The organism is Gordonia abscondita (assembly GCF_032711245.1).
Taxonomy (GTDB): domain Bacteria; phylum Actinomycetota; class Actinomycetes; order Mycobacteriales; family Mycobacteriaceae; genus Gordonia.
On record NZ_CP128986.1, the window covers coordinates 556,750 to 572,053 of the forward strand.

The following is a 15,304-nucleotide window of genomic DNA, read 5'->3' on the forward strand; positions in this document are numbered from 1 at the left end:
CGGCGTCTTACTCAGGCATTGGATTCACGGCGCGCATAACGGTCGCCGATGTCGATGCACGGCGGGTAGCTTTCGTCCGAAGACTCGCCCGCACGCGCCGACCACTTAGGTCCGCACGCCGCCGCGTTCATCGTCTTCCCTCCCCGTCCACGCCGCCCCGCGTGATGAAAGGACTTCCTCGGATGACTGTCACCTACTCGGAGCACAACTCCGCCGCCGTCGACGAGGCCGACGACCATCCATTCGTCGCGCGCGTCCGCCGATACGCCGACACGGTGCTCGCCCCGTCCGCGCTCGACACCGATCTGAATGGAGTGTCGGCGGAGCGTGTCGCCGAGCTAGCCGATCTGGGACTTCTGAATCACCTCGCACCGGTGCAGTTCGACGGCGCTGCGCTCGGCCGCGTCGCCGACCGACGTGTGCATGAGATCCTGTCTGGTTCATGCTTGAATACCTGGCTCGTGTGGGCACAGCACGCGCCCATCGTCGGACGGCTGGCGGCCACCGGCAGCGCCGGTAACAGGCGAAGCGAGCTCGCTGACGAGATCCTTTCCGGCCGAATACTTCTCGGTGCCGGGCTGAGTGATGTCCGCGGATACCCCGATCGATACGTGACCGCTCACCGGGTGGCCTCCGGCTGGCGCCTGGCCGGCACCATCTCGTGGGTCAGCGGGTGGGGTTTGAACTCCGCGTTAACCGTAGCGGCCGTCGATCCAGCAACCGAGCGCGTCGTCACCGCCATCGTCCCGGTCGGCGAAAGCACGCGCGGCGCGCCACTCGACCTATGGGCGTTGGGCGGCAGCCGCACCGCGCGAGTGAGAGTCGACGATGTCTTCGTGCCCGACGAGAACGTGCTCGACGTCGAACCGCTACACGCCTGGGACGTCGCCGACCGAGCGGCGGCGGGCGACGCTCGCGCCCACCATTTCGGGGTGGCCGCCGCGATCCTCGGCGAGCTGGCAGCCGATCGGAGCGCTCGCGCGGCCGACGTCGCACGTGTGTGGCGGCCGCGCGTCGCCGAGCTCCGTCGAACGGCGTACATGCTCGCCGACGAGGCAGACGTCGTCGGCGACAAGTCTCATCGCCACGACGAACGGCTCGCGACGAAGGTCGCGACCACTGAGGCGCTCGGAACACTCAGCCGAGCCCTCGTCGTCGCGCGAGCTGGTCGCGCCCTCGCCGCCGACAACACCGCCCAGCTCCACGCACGGAACGCATTGTTCGTCCTGGTTCAAGGACAGCGTGCCGACATCCGCGACGCGCAACTCGTCCACCTCGCGCGCTGACCGCCAATCCCCCACACGATCGGAGACTCACCGATGAGTTCCCAGTTCCTCTGGTACATCCCCAACGAGGTCAGCCCCGGCCACCGCGGCGACGACGTTGGTGACGACCACAACAGTCTGGACACGCTTGCCGGGCATGCGCGCGCGCTCGAAGACAGCGGATTCTCCGGCGCATTGATCGGCACCGGTTGGGGCCGCCCAGATACGTTCACCGTCGCTTCAGCACTCGCCGCACGAACCACCACGTTCGAGCCGCTCGTCGCGATACGTCCTGGATATTGGCGGCCGGCGAACTTCGCTTCGGCCGCGGCAACGCTCGACCATCTCAGCGAAGGCCGGCTTCGAATCAACATCGTCTCCGGCAAAGACCATCTCGAAGCATACGGCGACACCGACGGGGTGCAGGCCGACCGTTACGAACGAACCCGCGAGTTCATCGAGCTGACCCGAAAACTCTGGACGGAGGAGGACGTCACCTACCGCGGCAAGCACTTCACCGTCGAGGACTCGACGGTGGTTCCGCGAATCCGGCGACGAGGCGGCCGCTTGCACCCGACCATCTACTTCGGCGGAGCCTCCGCCTCCGCCGAAAAGGTCGCCGCGCAGCAAGCAGACGTCCAATTGTTCTGGGGCGAACCGCTCGATGACATCGCCGAACGCATCGACCGGCTCCGCGACCTCGAGAACGCAGAAGGACGCGAACTGCCGCCGCTCGAATTCGGGCTGCGCGTCACCACGGTCGTCCGTGACACCTCGGCCGAAGCGTGGCGGGACGCGCAGGCGCGCGTAGAGGAGATGGCGCAGCAGCAGACCCGCACCGATGCCACTCGCCGGGTCGGTTACAACCCGCACCGCAAGAACGCGGTCGGCCAGCAGCGACTCTACGACCTGGCTGCACGCGGCGACGTACTGGACGACAACCTGTACACCGCGCCGGGCCGGGTGGGCGGGGGCGGGGCGGGAAGCACGTGGATCGTCGGGTCGGCCGAGGAGGTCGCGAAGACTCTGCAGCGCTACGAGGACCTCGGGATCACACACTTCGTCCTCTCGGACACCCCGTACCGCGACGAGATACGGCGACAGGGCCGCCAGCTCCTTCCGCTGCTGCGGAGGTGATCGCCGACGTCCGACCACACTCTTGGCGCACCCCCGGATCACGACAACTCCTCGTCGCAACGTTCTCCCTGACCAGCATGGTCGGGTACATCGCGATGATCCAGATCCTGCCGGTAGTCCTGGACCCCATGGCCGACGAGCTCGGCGTCTCACGGGCCGCGGCTGCCGGAGCGTCGACCGTGTCGACACTCGTCGGCGCGCTCGTCGCGTTCCCCGTCGGCAAAGCGCTCGATCGGTTCGGTGGCCGCCTGCTCATGGCAGGCGGGTCGACAGTAGGGGCCGTCGGCGTCATCGTCTGGTCGCAGGCCACCACGATCACCGTCGTATACGGCGCTTTCGTCCTCATCGGCATATCGATCGTCATGTCGACGTACGAGGCGGCGTTCGCCGTTATCGTCGTCGCCACCGAATCCGAGCACCGCGACAGATCGATCCTGGCAATCACGATGATCGCTGGACTGGGCACGTATGCGGTATACCCGCTGATGGGGTGGCTCAACAGCGCGCTCGGATGGCGGACAACACTCATCGTGCTCGGCCTCATCATGTTCGCGATCACGGTTCCGGCGCACGTGTTCGCGCTGCCCAGCGGGGCCGATCACCGGTCCCAGATGCAACGTAGACCGGGGACTCGGGTCGGGGCGGCGCTCCGGCGCGGGGACTTCTGGCTGCTGTTGGTCGCGTTCGTCGCTCAGGCGGCGTCGGTATCCGCCTTCCTGCTCCTCGTCGTCGCCTATCTGCGCGACGTCGGCCATTCAGAGGTGGTCGCAACCTCGATCCCGATCGCTATCGGGGTGCTGCAGGTGTTGTCTCGCTTGGTGTTGACCGCCTTCGCCGGCACCGTGCCGATGGCCACCGCATCGGCCGTCGCGTTCGCTGTCCAGGGCGCGGGTCTACTTCTGCTGCCGGTCGTCGGATTATCGGTCCCGCTCACGCTGGTGTGCGTCGCGGCCGTCGGGCTGGGGCAGGGCGTCGCGGTCATAGCCCGGCCGTCGATGGTGGCAGATCTGTTCGGCGTCGCGCACTTCGCGAGCGTCCTCGCCGCCATCTCGGTGCCGATGGCACTGGCACGAGCCGGCAGTCCCCTCGTCGGTGCCTGGCTCGGAGACTGGCGGTTCCTCGCGGTGTCCGGCGTAGTCGCGCTCGCCGGTGCGGCCGTCCTCGTTCCACTCGCGCGGCGTCGGGTGCGATCAGTCGAGCAGCCCGAGAGCGATTCCGTCGAGGATGTCGTGTTCGGAGACGATCATCTCGGTGATGGCAGCCCGGTCGGCGAAGTTGCGTGCCAACTCTTGGGTGACGAGGGCGCCGCCGCCGATCACGTCGGCACGGCCCGGGTGCATCGGGCCGAGATCCAGGCGCTCGGCTTGCGTCATCGCGACGAGCTTGGAGCACAGTTTGTGCAGGTCGGCCAGCCCGATCCGCGAATGGTGGATGACCTCGGGATCGTAGTGGTCGAGCCCCGCGTGCAATGCTGCGAAAGTCGTCAAAGTCCCGGCAACCCCGACCCAGGTGCGCGCCGCTGACACGTCGACGGCCGCGAACGCCTTCGCCAACTCGTCGCGGGCATATCCGACCGCGACGTCCACCTCGTCGAGGGTCGGCGGATCCGAGTGCAGCGCGCGTTCGGTGAGTCGGACACAGCCGATATTCGTCGAGTACGCGCCCGCGACGACGGCGTCGCCACCGACCACCGACCCGACCACGACCTCTGTGCTGCCGCCACCGAGGTCGGTCACGACGAATGGACCGTCCGCCGGATCCAGCCCGCCGACCGCACCGCGGAACGACAGTCGCGCCTCCTCATCGCCCGAGATCACCTCGGCGACCGCACCCGGCTGCACCTCGCCGAGCAGTAGCGCCGTCATCGCGAAGAAGTCGTCCCGATTGGCGGCGTCACGCGTCGCGGACGTCGCAACCATCCGGACCCGGTCGACGCCCGCTTCGAGCATGACGTCTACGTAGTCGGCTAACGCCGCGCGGACACGTTCGATCGCCTCCGGCGCGAACTCGCCGGTTGCGTCGACCCCCTGACCGAGCCGGACCACCTCCATATCGCGGGTGACGTCGACGAGCGAACCGTCGACCCCAGATTCAGCGATGAGCAGGCGGATCGAGTTGGTGCCGCAGTCGACGGCCGCGACACGCGTCACTGTGTACCAGCGATTGCGGGCCAGTCGGCGGGGACCGCGATACCGCGGAGCTTCTCGACGTCGGCGAGCATCGCGACGGCCTCGTCGCCGAACGGGTTGACGCCTGGCCCCTTCGCGAGCGAGTGCGCGACGAGGACGTGCAGACATTTCACCCGATCGGGCATACCGCCGCCGGTGAAGTCGGTGCCGAGCGATTCGATCGCATCGCGTTCGGCGAGGTAGCTCTCGTTGGCGCGGCGGTAGCCTGCCGCGAGTTCGGCGTCGTCGGCCAGACGCGCCTGCATCTCGCGCATCACGCCGCCGGACTCGAGGCGACTGCACGCACCGGTCAACCGTTGATCGGTCAGATAGTAGAGGGTCGGGAACGGCGTCCCGTCTGGTAGACGCGGCGACGTCTTTACCACGGCCGGCGCGCCGTCCGGGGTTCGGTAACTGACTTCAAGAACGCCTCGCGGTACCCGCCCGAGCTGTCGCTCGACGGCCGCGAGATCGTCATCGGAAACGCTCACTTGCCCTCCGGCGGTGTCGACACCGCATCCCACATGTTCTGGTACCACGGATTGGCTTCACGCTCACGTTCGGCGCGTTCCGCGGCTTCTTGCTGTTCTTTGTTCGGCGCGATCAGGATCACCTGGCGTTCGCCGCGCTTGACCATCTGCAGTCGTTCGCGCGCCTTCGCCTCGATGTACGCCGGGTCGTTCTGCTCGACCGCTTTCCGCTCGTACTCGGCGACTTCCTTCTGCAATTGTGTATTGGCCTGTTGCAGTTCGTTGAACTCACTGCGCTGCGACAGATACGTCCGGACGGGGACCGCGAGGGTCAACGCCAGGAAGACGACGACCAATGTGATCACGGCTGCCCGCTTCGGGTCGACGTGGCCTAGGCGCGAGGCCAGGGCGCGCTTCGGCGGACGGACGCCGCCGCGCCCGCGCGTCGTTCGGTCCGGAGAGTCCTTCTCCGCGGGCGCCGAGACGGCGTCCGCGAGCGCGGCTAGATCATCGTCGGACCGACTCCGGGCGCGGCGTGCGACCGGATGTGACCGTCGAGACCTGCTGTTTCGGCGGTCGCTTCGGCCCCGGCCACCGCGCCCGGACGTCGATTCATCCATACGTATCAGTTGATCACGCGTCAGCGTTGAAACGCGGGAACGCGAGGTCCCCCGCGAAGCGCGCGGCGTCGCCCAATCCCTCTTCGATACGCAACAGCTGGTTGTACTTCGCGACGCGCTCGCTGCGCGCAGGCGCACCGGTCTTGATCTGGCCACAACTGCACGCGACCGCGAGGTCGGCGATGGTGGTGTCCTCGGTCTCGCCGCTGCGGTGACTCATCATCGACTTGTAGCCGTTGTTGTGCGCCAGTGCGACGGCGTCGAGGGTCTCGGTCAGGGTGCCGATCTGGTTGACCTTCACCAGAAGAGCGTTGGCGATGCCCTTGTTGATGCCCTCTTCCAGACGTTCCGGGTTGGTGACGAACAGGTCGTCGCCGACGAGCTGCACCTTGTCGCCGATCGCTTCGGTGAGGGCGGCCCAGCCGGTCCAGTCGTCTTCGGCGAGGCCGTCTTCGATCGACACGATCGGGTATTCGGCGATCAGCTTCGCGTAGAACTCGATCATCTGGTCGGCCGTCTTCGGGGCTCCCGAGAACTGGTAGGCACCGTCGGTGAAGAACTCGGTCGACGCCGAGTCGAGCGCGACGACTACGTCGCTGCCGAACTTCAGACCGGCGTTCCCGACGGCGGTGGCGATGACGTCGAGCGCGGCCTCCGTGTTCGGCAGGTTGGGCGCGAATCCGCCTTCGTCGCCGAGTGCGGTGCTCATGCCCTGCTTGTGCAGCACCGACTTGAGCGAGTGGTACACCTCGGCGCCCCAGCGCAGTGACTCGGCGAAGGTCGGCGCGCCGATCGGCGCGATCATGAACTCCTGGAAGTCGATGCCGTTGTCAGCGTGTGCGCCACCGTTGATGATGTTCATCATCGGCACGGGAAGGATGTGTGCGTTCGGCCCGCCGATGTACCGGAACAGGTCGAGGCCTGCCGACTCGGCTGCGGCGCGTGCGACGGCGAGCGAGACACCGAGGGTCGCGTTGGCACCGAGGCGCGACTTGCTGGGCGTGCCGTCCAGGTCGACGAGAGTCTGGTCGAGAACGCGCTGGTCGTCGGCTTCGATGCCGATCACTTCGGGGGCGATGTCGTCGAGGACTGCTTCAACGGCCTTCTGCACACCCTTGCCGAGGTAGCGGTCGCCGCCGTCGCGCAATTCGACGGCCTCGTGCTCACCGGTGGACGCACCCGACGGGACCGCTGCCCGCCCGAAGGAACCGTCGCCGAGAACCACTTCCACCTCGACGGTCGGATTTCCTCGGGAATCGAGGATCTCGCGCGCGCCAACCTGCTCGATAATTGCCACTTGTTCCAGCCCCATTCAGATGGTCGTGCCGACGTCTCGTGCGACGTCGCCTTCGGGTACGTCTACTAGGGTAATGGCTCCGACTCGGGGACCGGTTCAGTACCTGACGTTCACCGAGTACGCGTTCGCGTGGTTGCGGACTTTCAGGACGTAGTCCATCGAGTTGTTGTAGGTCAGGATCGCCTTCTCCCAGCCTTCGGGCGTCGTCATGTCTCCGTCTGCCGACACACACATGTAACGGGCCGCCGAGAGTGCCGCGTCGTCGATGTTGTCGGGGTCGGCTTTGCCGTCGCCGTTCGCGTCGACTCCGAAGCGCTTCCATGTGGTCGGAATGAACTGGAACGGTCCGACCGCACGGTCGTACTCGGTGTCGCCGTCGATCTTCCCGTTGTCGGTGTCGCGGATCTCCCAGTTGCCGTCTGTCCCGTCGAGTTGCGGGCCACGGATCTCGGGGCGGACGTCGCCGTTGGCTGCGACGTCCGCATCACGGTGCGTGCCGTGTTTGGTCTCGACGCCTGCGATGCCCGCGATGGTCGTCCATGCGATCCCGCATTCGGGGTGCTGCTGCCGCTGGATCTCGGCGGCGTTGCCGTACGCCTCCATCGAGGTCACTGGAATGCCCAGGTCTTTCGCGATGGGCGCCGCCCATTCGTGCAGTGTGTCGGCGGTGCGGCCGGAGGCGTGGATGTCGACGAACGGTTGCTGGATACCCGGGCCGGGCGGTAAGCCGTCAGGAATCTCGGGCCCGTCCCACGGCATCTCGATGTTGCAGGCGGTCAGCGTCACGGCTGCCAGTCCGGCCGTCGCAGCGAGGGCGACGCGTCGAAGATTGGTTGCCGTCGACACAGCTGATCAGTCCTTCCAGACATATGGAGCACCCCGGCCGGGGTCGGGCACCAGCGTGCCACATCACTGACTCAACTCCAGACGACCCGCCGAGGTTCCCACTAGCGTCTCTCGTGTGAGCGAGATCAACCGGCTGCGCGGCCGAACGACGTTCTCCCTTGGCCCCATTCGCTGTGGCGGAAGGGCGTCGCGGCACGTACTCACCCCAGTATTCGCGGGCCATTAATTTGCTGACAGGCCCATGACGTGCGATGACACCGGTTCACCGCGTCTGCTGCAGCCGTCAGTCACACTTCGCGAGAAAAGTCCTGCCGCGTGTTCACCCCGCGTAGCCGATGAGGCTATTGTAAAACTTTGCCGTATGGCATGCCTTGCCTCATGAAAGCTGAATTTGTCGATGATCTCCCTCTCCGCGTCTGGCGCACCGTCTGTCGCGACTCAGATGTTCGGCAGCGGATTGATCGGTGTCCGCGAGGGTCTCGAATCGGGCATTGTGGTGATGATCCTGATTGCGTTCGCGGTCAAATCAGATCGCCGGGACGCGTTGAAGTGGATCTGGGCTGGCGTTGCGGCGGCCCTCGCGTTGATGATCGGGACGTTTCTGATCATCCAGTTTGGAACGTCGACGGTGTCGTCGTTGGCCGCCGAGTTGATCGCGGGCATTGCGTCGATCGTCGCGGTGGTGATCGTGACGTTCATGGTGTTGTGGATGCGGAAGGCGTCGGCGAGCATCTCCGGAGAATTGAAGTCGGGGTTGTCGACGGCGATGGCCGCCGGTCCGGCCGCGGTCATGGGGCTCGCGTTCTTGGCTGTCGGGCGTGAAGGTCTTGAGACTGCGCTACTGATGGTCGGTTACGCGGAGAGTTCGTCGAACGGTCCGTGGCCATTACTCGGGCTGTTGATCGGCATCGTGGTCGCGGTCGCATTGACGTTCTTGCTGTATCGCGGTGCCATCCGCATCGATTTCGCGCGGTTCTTCTACTACACGGGCCTGTTCCTGATCGTCGTCGCAGCGGGCATCGCGTCGTATGGGGTGCGGGCTCTGCAGGTGTACGGCTGGCTTCCTGGCCTGCATGAGATCGCTTTCGACATCACGTCCTGGTACGACCAGAGCGCCTGGTACGGCGAGGTGTTGCAGGGCATCTTCAACTTCCGCCCCGAGCCGACGGTCCTGCAGGCCGTCGTGTGGGTCGCCTACATCGTGGTCGTCGGCGCGCTGTTCGTTCTGCGCGGCCGGTCGCCCAAGCGTCCCGATTCCGCTCCGTCGGTGGAACCCGAGTCGAAGCCTGTCGCATCGTCCGAGCCCGCCTCCTCCTGATACTCGCGTTCGCCGAGTTCACCCCCGAAAGGAACCCCTATGGCCCCCACGTCCCTGTATCGCGGCCTTCGTACCGCGACGATCATCGGTCTGGCTGCTGCCACTCCGATCGCACTCGCAGCGTGTGAATCCAAGTCTGATGGTGAGGGTGCGATCACGGTCACGTCGACTGCGGACGCCTGTGATCTGTCGAGCACCGATCTGGAGACCGGTCAGGTCGATTTCGCGGTAACGAACTCGGGTTCGAAGGTCACCGAATTCTATGTGTACGGCAACAACAACCGGGTGCTCGGTGAGGTCGAGAACATCGGTCCGGGCCTGACCGGCAAGTTGGGTGTGGAGATCGTCGACCCGGGCACGTACACCGTCGCCTGTAAGCCGGGCATGGTCGGCCAGGGCATCCGCAAAGAGATCACGGTGTCGGGCGAGAAGAAGCAGAAGAGTGAGGCTCCGGCCGACGTCGAGGCTGCGAAGGCTCGTTACCTCGAATACGTTCGCGGCCAGGTGGACGGTCTCGTCGCGCAGACGGAGACGTTCACGACCGCGGTGAAGTCGGGCGATCTGGATGCTGCGCGCGCACAGTTCGGCCAGGTGCGTACGTTCTGGGAGCGGATCGAGCCGGTCGCCGAGAGTTTCCCGGATCTGGACCCGATGGTCGACATGCGCTGGGACGACACGGAGGACGGCAAGGTCGAGTTCACGGGTTTCCACCGGATCGAGCGGTACCTGTGGGCGCCGCAGGCGTCGGATGTCGGCGAGGCAGGCGACCAGGTAGCCCCGTCCGATGCCGCGCAGGCGAAGACCGCTGACACGAAGGAGGCGATCGCGAAGATCGCCGACGGGCTGCTGACGAATGTGAAGACGCTGCAGACCGAGGTCAACAAGCCGGACTTCGAGTTCCAGACGCAGTCGTTCGTGCAGGGTCCGCAGGCGTTGGTCGACGAGATCGCGGCGACGAAGGTCGGCGGCGAGGAGGACCGGTACAGCCACACTGACTTGTGGGATTTTGCGGCGAACATCGACGGCGCTGAGACGTTGATCGCGGAGATGCAGCCGATGATCTCGAAGGCGAGCCCGGATCTGATGAACAAGATCACCACCCAGTTCGGTGAGGTCCGGTCGGCGATCGACGCGCTGCGTGAGGGCGACGGCTATGTCTCCTACGACAAGGTCGACGAGAACACCCGGAAGGCGCTGTCGGACAAGATTGATGCGCTGTCGGCGAGCCTGTCGCAGGTTCCCGGCATCGTGCTGAAGAAGTAGTGGGTACCGGGGAGAGTTCGGTTTCACGCCGCGCCGTGTTGGGGGCGGCGGGCGCGGGGCTGGTCGTCGGCGGTGTCGCGGGTGCGGCGGGCGGTTTCGGTGTTGGTTCGGCTGATTCATCGTCCGACGACCAGACCGTTCCGTTCCGCAGCGACCATCAGGCCGGGATCACGACTGAGGCGCAGGACCGTCTGCATTTCGCGGCGTTCGACGTAGTCACCGATTCACGTGACGAGTTGGTCGACATGTTGAAGAGGTGGACTGTCGCCGCGGAGCGTATGACGCGTGGTGAGGAAACCGTCGAGGACGGTGCTCTGGGCTTAGGCGATTACACGCCGCCCGCCGACACTGGCGAGGCGCTCGGGCTCTCCCCCGCCCATCTCACGCTCACGATTGGGTTCGGCCCCGGCCTGTTCGGGCCGAGTGCGTCGGACCCGAATCGGACGGATCGTTTCGGGATCGGTGGGCGTAAGCCTGCCGCGCTGGCCGATCTGCCTGCGTTCGCGGCGGAGAAGATTGAGCCGTCGCGTTCGTTCGGCGACATCTGCATTCAGGCGTGTGCGAACGACCCGCAGGTGGCCGTGCACGCGGTCCGGAATCTGGCGCGAATCGGCGTCGGCGTGGTGTCGGTGCGTTGGTCGCAGCTCGGTTTCGGGCGTACGTCATCGACCACGCGCGGACAGGACACGCCCCGCAACATGTTCGGTTTCAAGGACGGGACCGCGAACGTTCGCGCAGAGGACACTGATGTCCTCGACGAGCACGTGTGGGTCGCCGAGAAGGACAATCCGCCTGCGGCACAGTGGATGACGGGCGGCACTTATCTCGTCGCCCGCCGCATCCGCATGGATATCGAGCCGTGGGACCGCCAGAATTTGACGGAGCAGGAGACGGTCATCGGCCGAACGAAAGGCGAGGGCGCTCCGATCGGGCAGGAATCGGAGTTCGACGACCCGGACTTCAACATCACCTCGTACGGTGCGCCGATGATCGCGCGCACCGCGCACGTCCGGCTGGCGCACCCGGATCAGAACAACGGCGCGCAGATTCTGCGGCGCGGCTACAACTTCACCGACGGCTCAGACGGCTTCGGCCACCTCGACGCCGGCCTGTTCTTCATCGCGTACAACCGGGACAGCTTCAAACAGTTCGTCCCGATGCAGCATCAACTCTCCCGCAAGGACGCGATGACCGAGTACCTGATCCCGAACGCTTCCGCGAACTTCGCGGTGCCGCCAGGCGTGAAGGCCGGCGAATGGTGGGGCCAGCACTTGTTCTCGTGACCGGCTGCCTGTCCGTTCCCTCGTCAGGCGGCTGTCGGCTCGATGGTCATGGTCCGCCTGGCGTGTGAGCGCAACAGTTCGCGTCGTTGGTTCGGGTGAGCGGGATCGACCGGTTGCCGGAACCAGGGATGCCCGTCGCGGCCGATAGATACCTCCCACCCTCCCTGATGGACGTGCACGTGGTGCATCCGACACAGCAGGACGCCGTTACCCAACGACGTGTCCCCGCCCTGCGACCACGGGACACAGTGGTGAGCATCGGTCCACGAGACCGGGCGACCACACCCGGGAAATGCGCACCCACCATCACGGACCGCGAGCGCCTTCCGGATCCCCGGCGGAAACAGCCGATGCTCACGCCCGACGTCGAGCGGAACACCCTCACCATCGACCCGGACCGCCGACACCGCTGCAGAGCACAGCGCCAGTCCTACTGTCGACGACGAGACCGGCCCGGTGAACCCGAGACGGGCGACGCCATCGGTGGCCGGGCCGGTTGATCGATCCCCGACGGCCGGGACGACCAGGGTCGCGTGCGGCAACACTCCTCCGCTGGTGGGACGCGCTGACCCGGACAGGTACGTGCGGATGATCTGCCCGAGCGCATCGGCCCGCCGTTGCCCGGTCGATCTCGGATCCGGCGATCCATCGGACAGTGGAATCGGACGGCACAGCGGGTCGAGGGCGGCGTACAACTCTTCCCCGGTGAGCACGTCCACATCGATGGTGGAGGTGATCCGACCGTCCTCGGCGACGGTCAACGACATCTCGTTCAACCCCGCGTTCTCCGCGACCGGAATCTGACCCGGCTCGCCGGCCTGAGCGTCGAGGCCGATGGCTTCGCGCCGTGCCGCGGTCGCGACATCGCCTGGTGTTGCGTGGACTACCAGCTTGCGTGCCAACCTTTGACGCTGCGCCTCACCGACGTCGACACGCTGCTCGATCAGAGCGACGCCTTTGCCGATGGCGTCGGCCATCTCGGACGACAACGATCCGTCCCGCGTACCGCGCCCGACCACCTCTAGGCGGTCAGCGTGGCGTCCGTTGCGGACCGTGCGGTGCGCCACCGCCGGCGCGACCCCGATCGCGGTCAACAACCCCGCCGCCGAACGCACCCGTCGACGCGCCGGGACCCCAGCACGTTCAGCAGCACGCACCAGCACCGACTGCGCGGCATCGAGGACATTGCGTGCACGCGCGACCTCGACGATCGCCGACAGAATCTCAGCGTCATCGACCCCGACCGTGCTCACACGATCAAGCCGACACACCAACCGGCCGCAATCCCCAGACGCGGTCTCGACTGCTGTCGGCGGCGCCAGTTCGTCGACCAACCGGTCGGCGAACGCTCGAACTTCAGTAGCGAACATGGCATACCCCTCCACTAAGGCACCGCCCGTGAGCAGTGCGCGAACACTGACAAAGACTTGCCGGGACACCACCCCGGCCAAAGCCGCCGCACTCCTCCCACGGCTCGCACACTCCCCCGAGGAACGAGTGGTCTTTAACGGGTTCGCCCGGACTGCGGCGCGTTATCAACTTGTCAAACAACCCCCGCCCCCGGCGCTACCCGAGAACTACCAATATGGTACAACTCACCTCTGACAAGTACGTACGTTCGATCCTCGTCCCTGCCAACCGTTCGTCGCACAGGTAAGCCTCCAGTCGGTCGCGCTTGATGCAGTTGCAGGCAGGATCTCGACTGCGATGTCCCGCGCCGCGTCTTCGGCTGCACGCGGCGCCAACGGATCCTCGATATCCGATCCGTGAGGTGTCTCGATCGTCGCTGACCATGTGACCACTTCGACGACGTTGACGCGATACACAGACACGGCGACCTCCCGTTGCGCTACACCACATGGGATGATCACTTGGCGCCGACAATTCCCCGCTTCACGGACGGCAGTTCCGGCCGGTTCAGGGCCTAAGCAGCGCATGATTAAGCGTTCCCGCGCAGCCCGAACTGTCGGATGAATCTGCCACACTCGTCGAATGGATGAAGGCATCTACGAGCGGATTCTCACGGACGATTTGCATACGCAACTCGACCTGGCCGAGCTCCGATTCGATGCGTCACCGTGCAACTTCCGGGAGGGTGTCAAGTACGTCAAGCACGTGAACGTAGATGCCTTCTTCGTGACGCTCGTCAAGAACGAAAAGTCGTTCTCGCCGACGACGATGTACCGCGACTACCCAATCAACCGGTCGCTGTTCCATTGGGAGTCCCAGTCGACCACGCACCAGGAATCCCCGACAGGTCAGCGATACATCAACGGCGACGGCACTGTCTTGCTCTTCGTGAGAGCACACGCGTCGAGCGAGTACGGGGTGAGTCCTTACACTTTTCTCGGCCCTGCAACGATCGCAAACTGCAGCGGCAATCGTCCGATCTCGATCACGTGGAGGTTAGCGCACGAGATGCCGGCGGAACTGTTCCACGACACAAGGACAACAGCGAGCTAGACGAACCGCTCACTCCCCCTCCGCACTCCACTTCTCGACCACCACGATCCCCGGCACGTCTTTGCGCACTTTCACGTCTGCGACGTTCTTCCGCTCGGACTCGTTGTCGGCGTCGATCGGGTCGACGTCGACGGCAACGTCTTCATAGTCGTCCTCGGCCTCGCTGTCGGCGTCGTCGTCGATCCACTCACCTTCGGCGATGACGATCGGGATCTCGCCGGTGTCGAGATCGTCGTCGAAAGCGATCTCGTCGTAGTCCATGCCGAGGTATTTGCGCCACGTGTTTGCGTCGGTGAGCCACAGACCGTCGTCACGGGCGGCGGCTTCGGCGGCCCGAACCTGATCCATCAGGGTGATCGCACGCCGACGCTGCTCGTCCTCGACACTGACCGTCGCGTGCTTACGGAACGGGACGCCAACCTGGTAGAGCGACGGGCTAACGGCGGCGACCGGGAAGTCCGCGCCGGCGAGCCGCTCGAAGATCTTCTGCGTCAACGCGAGAGCGGGCTGCGTGGTGACGATCCCGTCCAACACGCTCCCCCGCTGAGCCTCACGTTCGGCCGCCTTCGCTTCCTCCCACTCGTTGATCTGGCGCTCCAAATCGGCGTGCTCACCACCGAGCACTCCGGGGGTCCGATACGACACCTTGTCGACGAAACTCTGCGCCACATCGTCGATATCGAACCCGTCAATGCCGTCCGCAGCGATCCGGGAATGGAACAAGACTTGCAGCAACACGTCGCCCAACTCGGACTTCAAGTCGTCACGCGACCCGTGGTCGATCGCGTCCAACAACTCGTAAACCTCTTCGACGAGATACCGCCGCAATGAATCGTGAGTCTGCCGCTGCTCCCACGGCCCCGTCCGCCGCAACCGGTCCATCAAATCGACGGCACGAAGAATCGTGCTGCCCTTAACGGGCTCGCCCTGAATGACGCGCTCTCCGGCGTCGATCCGTGCGCGCACCGCCGGATGGCGCGTGTCCGAGGAAACAAGCACATCGAAGTTCTGCGCGTTGTCGCCCACAAGAACATAGTCGGGCAACTGCCACAACAGATTCGGATGAACCTCCTCTGTGACGGCGATAGTTCCCGACATCAACCCGACGGCACCCGCAGGCACCATGTCGGGCCGCGAAGGATCGAGCAGAACGACGGGCATGTGCACTCCTCCC

Annotated in this window: 13 protein-coding genes and 1 pseudogene; 7 read left to right on the plus strand and 7 right to left on the minus strand. The window is 65.5% G+C overall.

Features of this window, described 5'->3' with window-relative positions:
• Positions 1-182: 182 nt before the first annotated feature.
• The 3 genes and pseudogenes from MP11Mi_RS02550 to MP11Mi_RS02560 all read left to right on the plus strand — a co-directional run.
• The gene (locus tag MP11Mi_RS02550) at positions 183-1,286 is read left to right on the plus strand and encodes an acyl-CoA dehydrogenase family protein (RefSeq protein ID WP_420040760.1); all 1,104 of its coding nucleotides are present in this window, start codon (positions 183-185) and stop codon (positions 1,284-1,286) included.
• 33 nt (positions 1,287-1,319) lie between these two features.
• On the plus strand, positions 1,320-2,402 hold the full coding sequence (locus MP11Mi_RS02555; protein ID WP_420040761.1) for an LLM class flavin-dependent oxidoreductase: 1,083 nt from the start codon (positions 1,320-1,322) through the stop codon (positions 2,400-2,402).
• 95 nt (positions 2,403-2,497) lie between these two features.
• Positions 2,498-3,304, plus strand: a pseudogene (locus MP11Mi_RS02560) (MFS transporter); the annotation flags it as partial.
• A gap of 288 nt (positions 3,305-3,592) precedes the next feature.
• Here the strand turns inward: MP11Mi_RS02560 and MP11Mi_RS02565 are convergent.
• From MP11Mi_RS02565 to MP11Mi_RS02585, 5 genes are all read right to left on the minus strand, one after another.
• The gene (locus tag MP11Mi_RS02565; RefSeq protein ID WP_420040762.1) at positions 3,593-4,552 is read right to left on the minus strand and encodes a Ppx/GppA phosphatase family protein; all 960 of its coding nucleotides are present in this window, start codon (positions 4,550-4,552) and stop codon (positions 3,593-3,595) included.
• Positions 4,549-5,061: a DUF501 domain-containing protein gene (locus MP11Mi_RS02570; RefSeq protein WP_420040763.1), complete on the minus strand. Its 513-nt coding sequence runs from the start codon at positions 5,059-5,061 to the stop codon at positions 4,549-4,551. Before MP11Mi_RS02570 ends, MP11Mi_RS02565 begins: the two co-directional genes overlap by 4 nt.
• Positions 5,058-5,660 (minus strand): FtsB family cell division protein, encoded by a 603-nt coding sequence (locus MP11Mi_RS02575; RefSeq protein WP_420040764.1) that lies wholly within the window; start codon positions 5,658-5,660, stop codon positions 5,058-5,060. The genes MP11Mi_RS02570 and MP11Mi_RS02575 overlap by 4 nt, the downstream gene beginning before the upstream one ends.
• Positions 5,661-5,673: 13 nt before the next feature.
• Positions 5,674-6,957: a phosphopyruvate hydratase gene (eno, locus tag MP11Mi_RS02580; protein WP_420040765.1), complete on the minus strand. Its 1,284-nt coding sequence runs from the start codon at positions 6,955-6,957 to the stop codon at positions 5,674-5,676.
• A gap of 96 nt (positions 6,958-7,053) precedes the next feature.
• Positions 7,054-7,803, minus strand: coding sequence for a lytic transglycosylase domain-containing protein (locus tag MP11Mi_RS02585; RefSeq protein ID WP_420040766.1), 750 nt, complete (start codon positions 7,801-7,803; stop codon positions 7,054-7,056).
• A 397-nt stretch (positions 7,804-8,200) separates the two neighbouring features.
• Between MP11Mi_RS02585 and efeU the strand changes: the two genes are divergently transcribed.
• The 3 genes from efeU to efeB are packed head-to-tail and all read left to right on the plus strand — an operon-like array spanning position 8,201 to position 11,667.
• The gene (efeU, locus tag MP11Mi_RS02590) at positions 8,201-9,121 is read left to right on the plus strand and encodes an iron uptake transporter permease EfeU (protein ID WP_420040767.1); all 921 of its coding nucleotides are present in this window, start codon (positions 8,201-8,203) and stop codon (positions 9,119-9,121) included.
• Between the two features lie 39 nt (positions 9,122-9,160).
• Positions 9,161-10,384, plus strand: coding sequence for an iron uptake system protein EfeO (efeO, locus tag MP11Mi_RS02595; protein ID WP_420040768.1), 1,224 nt, complete (start codon positions 9,161-9,163; stop codon positions 10,382-10,384).
• Positions 10,384-11,667 (plus strand): iron uptake transporter deferrochelatase/peroxidase subunit, encoded by a 1,284-nt coding sequence (efeB, locus tag MP11Mi_RS02600; protein ID WP_420040769.1) that lies wholly within the window; start codon positions 10,384-10,386, stop codon positions 11,665-11,667. Before efeO ends, efeB begins: the two co-directional genes overlap by 1 nt.
• A gap of 23 nt (positions 11,668-11,690) precedes the next feature.
• Here the strand turns inward: efeB and MP11Mi_RS02605 are convergent, their stop codons facing one another.
• Positions 11,691-13,037, minus strand: a complete 1,347-nt coding sequence (locus MP11Mi_RS02605) for an HNH endonuclease signature motif containing protein (protein ID WP_420040770.1) — start codon at positions 13,035-13,037, stop codon at positions 11,691-11,693.
• Between the two features lie 622 nt (positions 13,038-13,659).
• Here MP11Mi_RS02605 and MP11Mi_RS02610 point away from each other — a divergent pair.
• The gene (locus MP11Mi_RS02610) at positions 13,660-14,130 is read left to right on the plus strand and encodes a DUF3427 domain-containing protein (RefSeq protein ID WP_420040771.1); all 471 of its coding nucleotides are present in this window, start codon (positions 13,660-13,662) and stop codon (positions 14,128-14,130) included.
• Positions 14,131-14,139: 9 nt separating this feature from the next.
• On the opposite strand, the gene MP11Mi_RS02615 is transcribed toward MP11Mi_RS02610, so the two are convergent.
• Entirely contained in the window at positions 14,140-15,291 is a 1,152-nt protein-coding gene (locus MP11Mi_RS02615; protein WP_420040772.1) for a MazG nucleotide pyrophosphohydrolase domain-containing protein, read from the minus strand.
• Between the last annotated feature and the right edge of the window lie 13 nt (positions 15,292-15,304).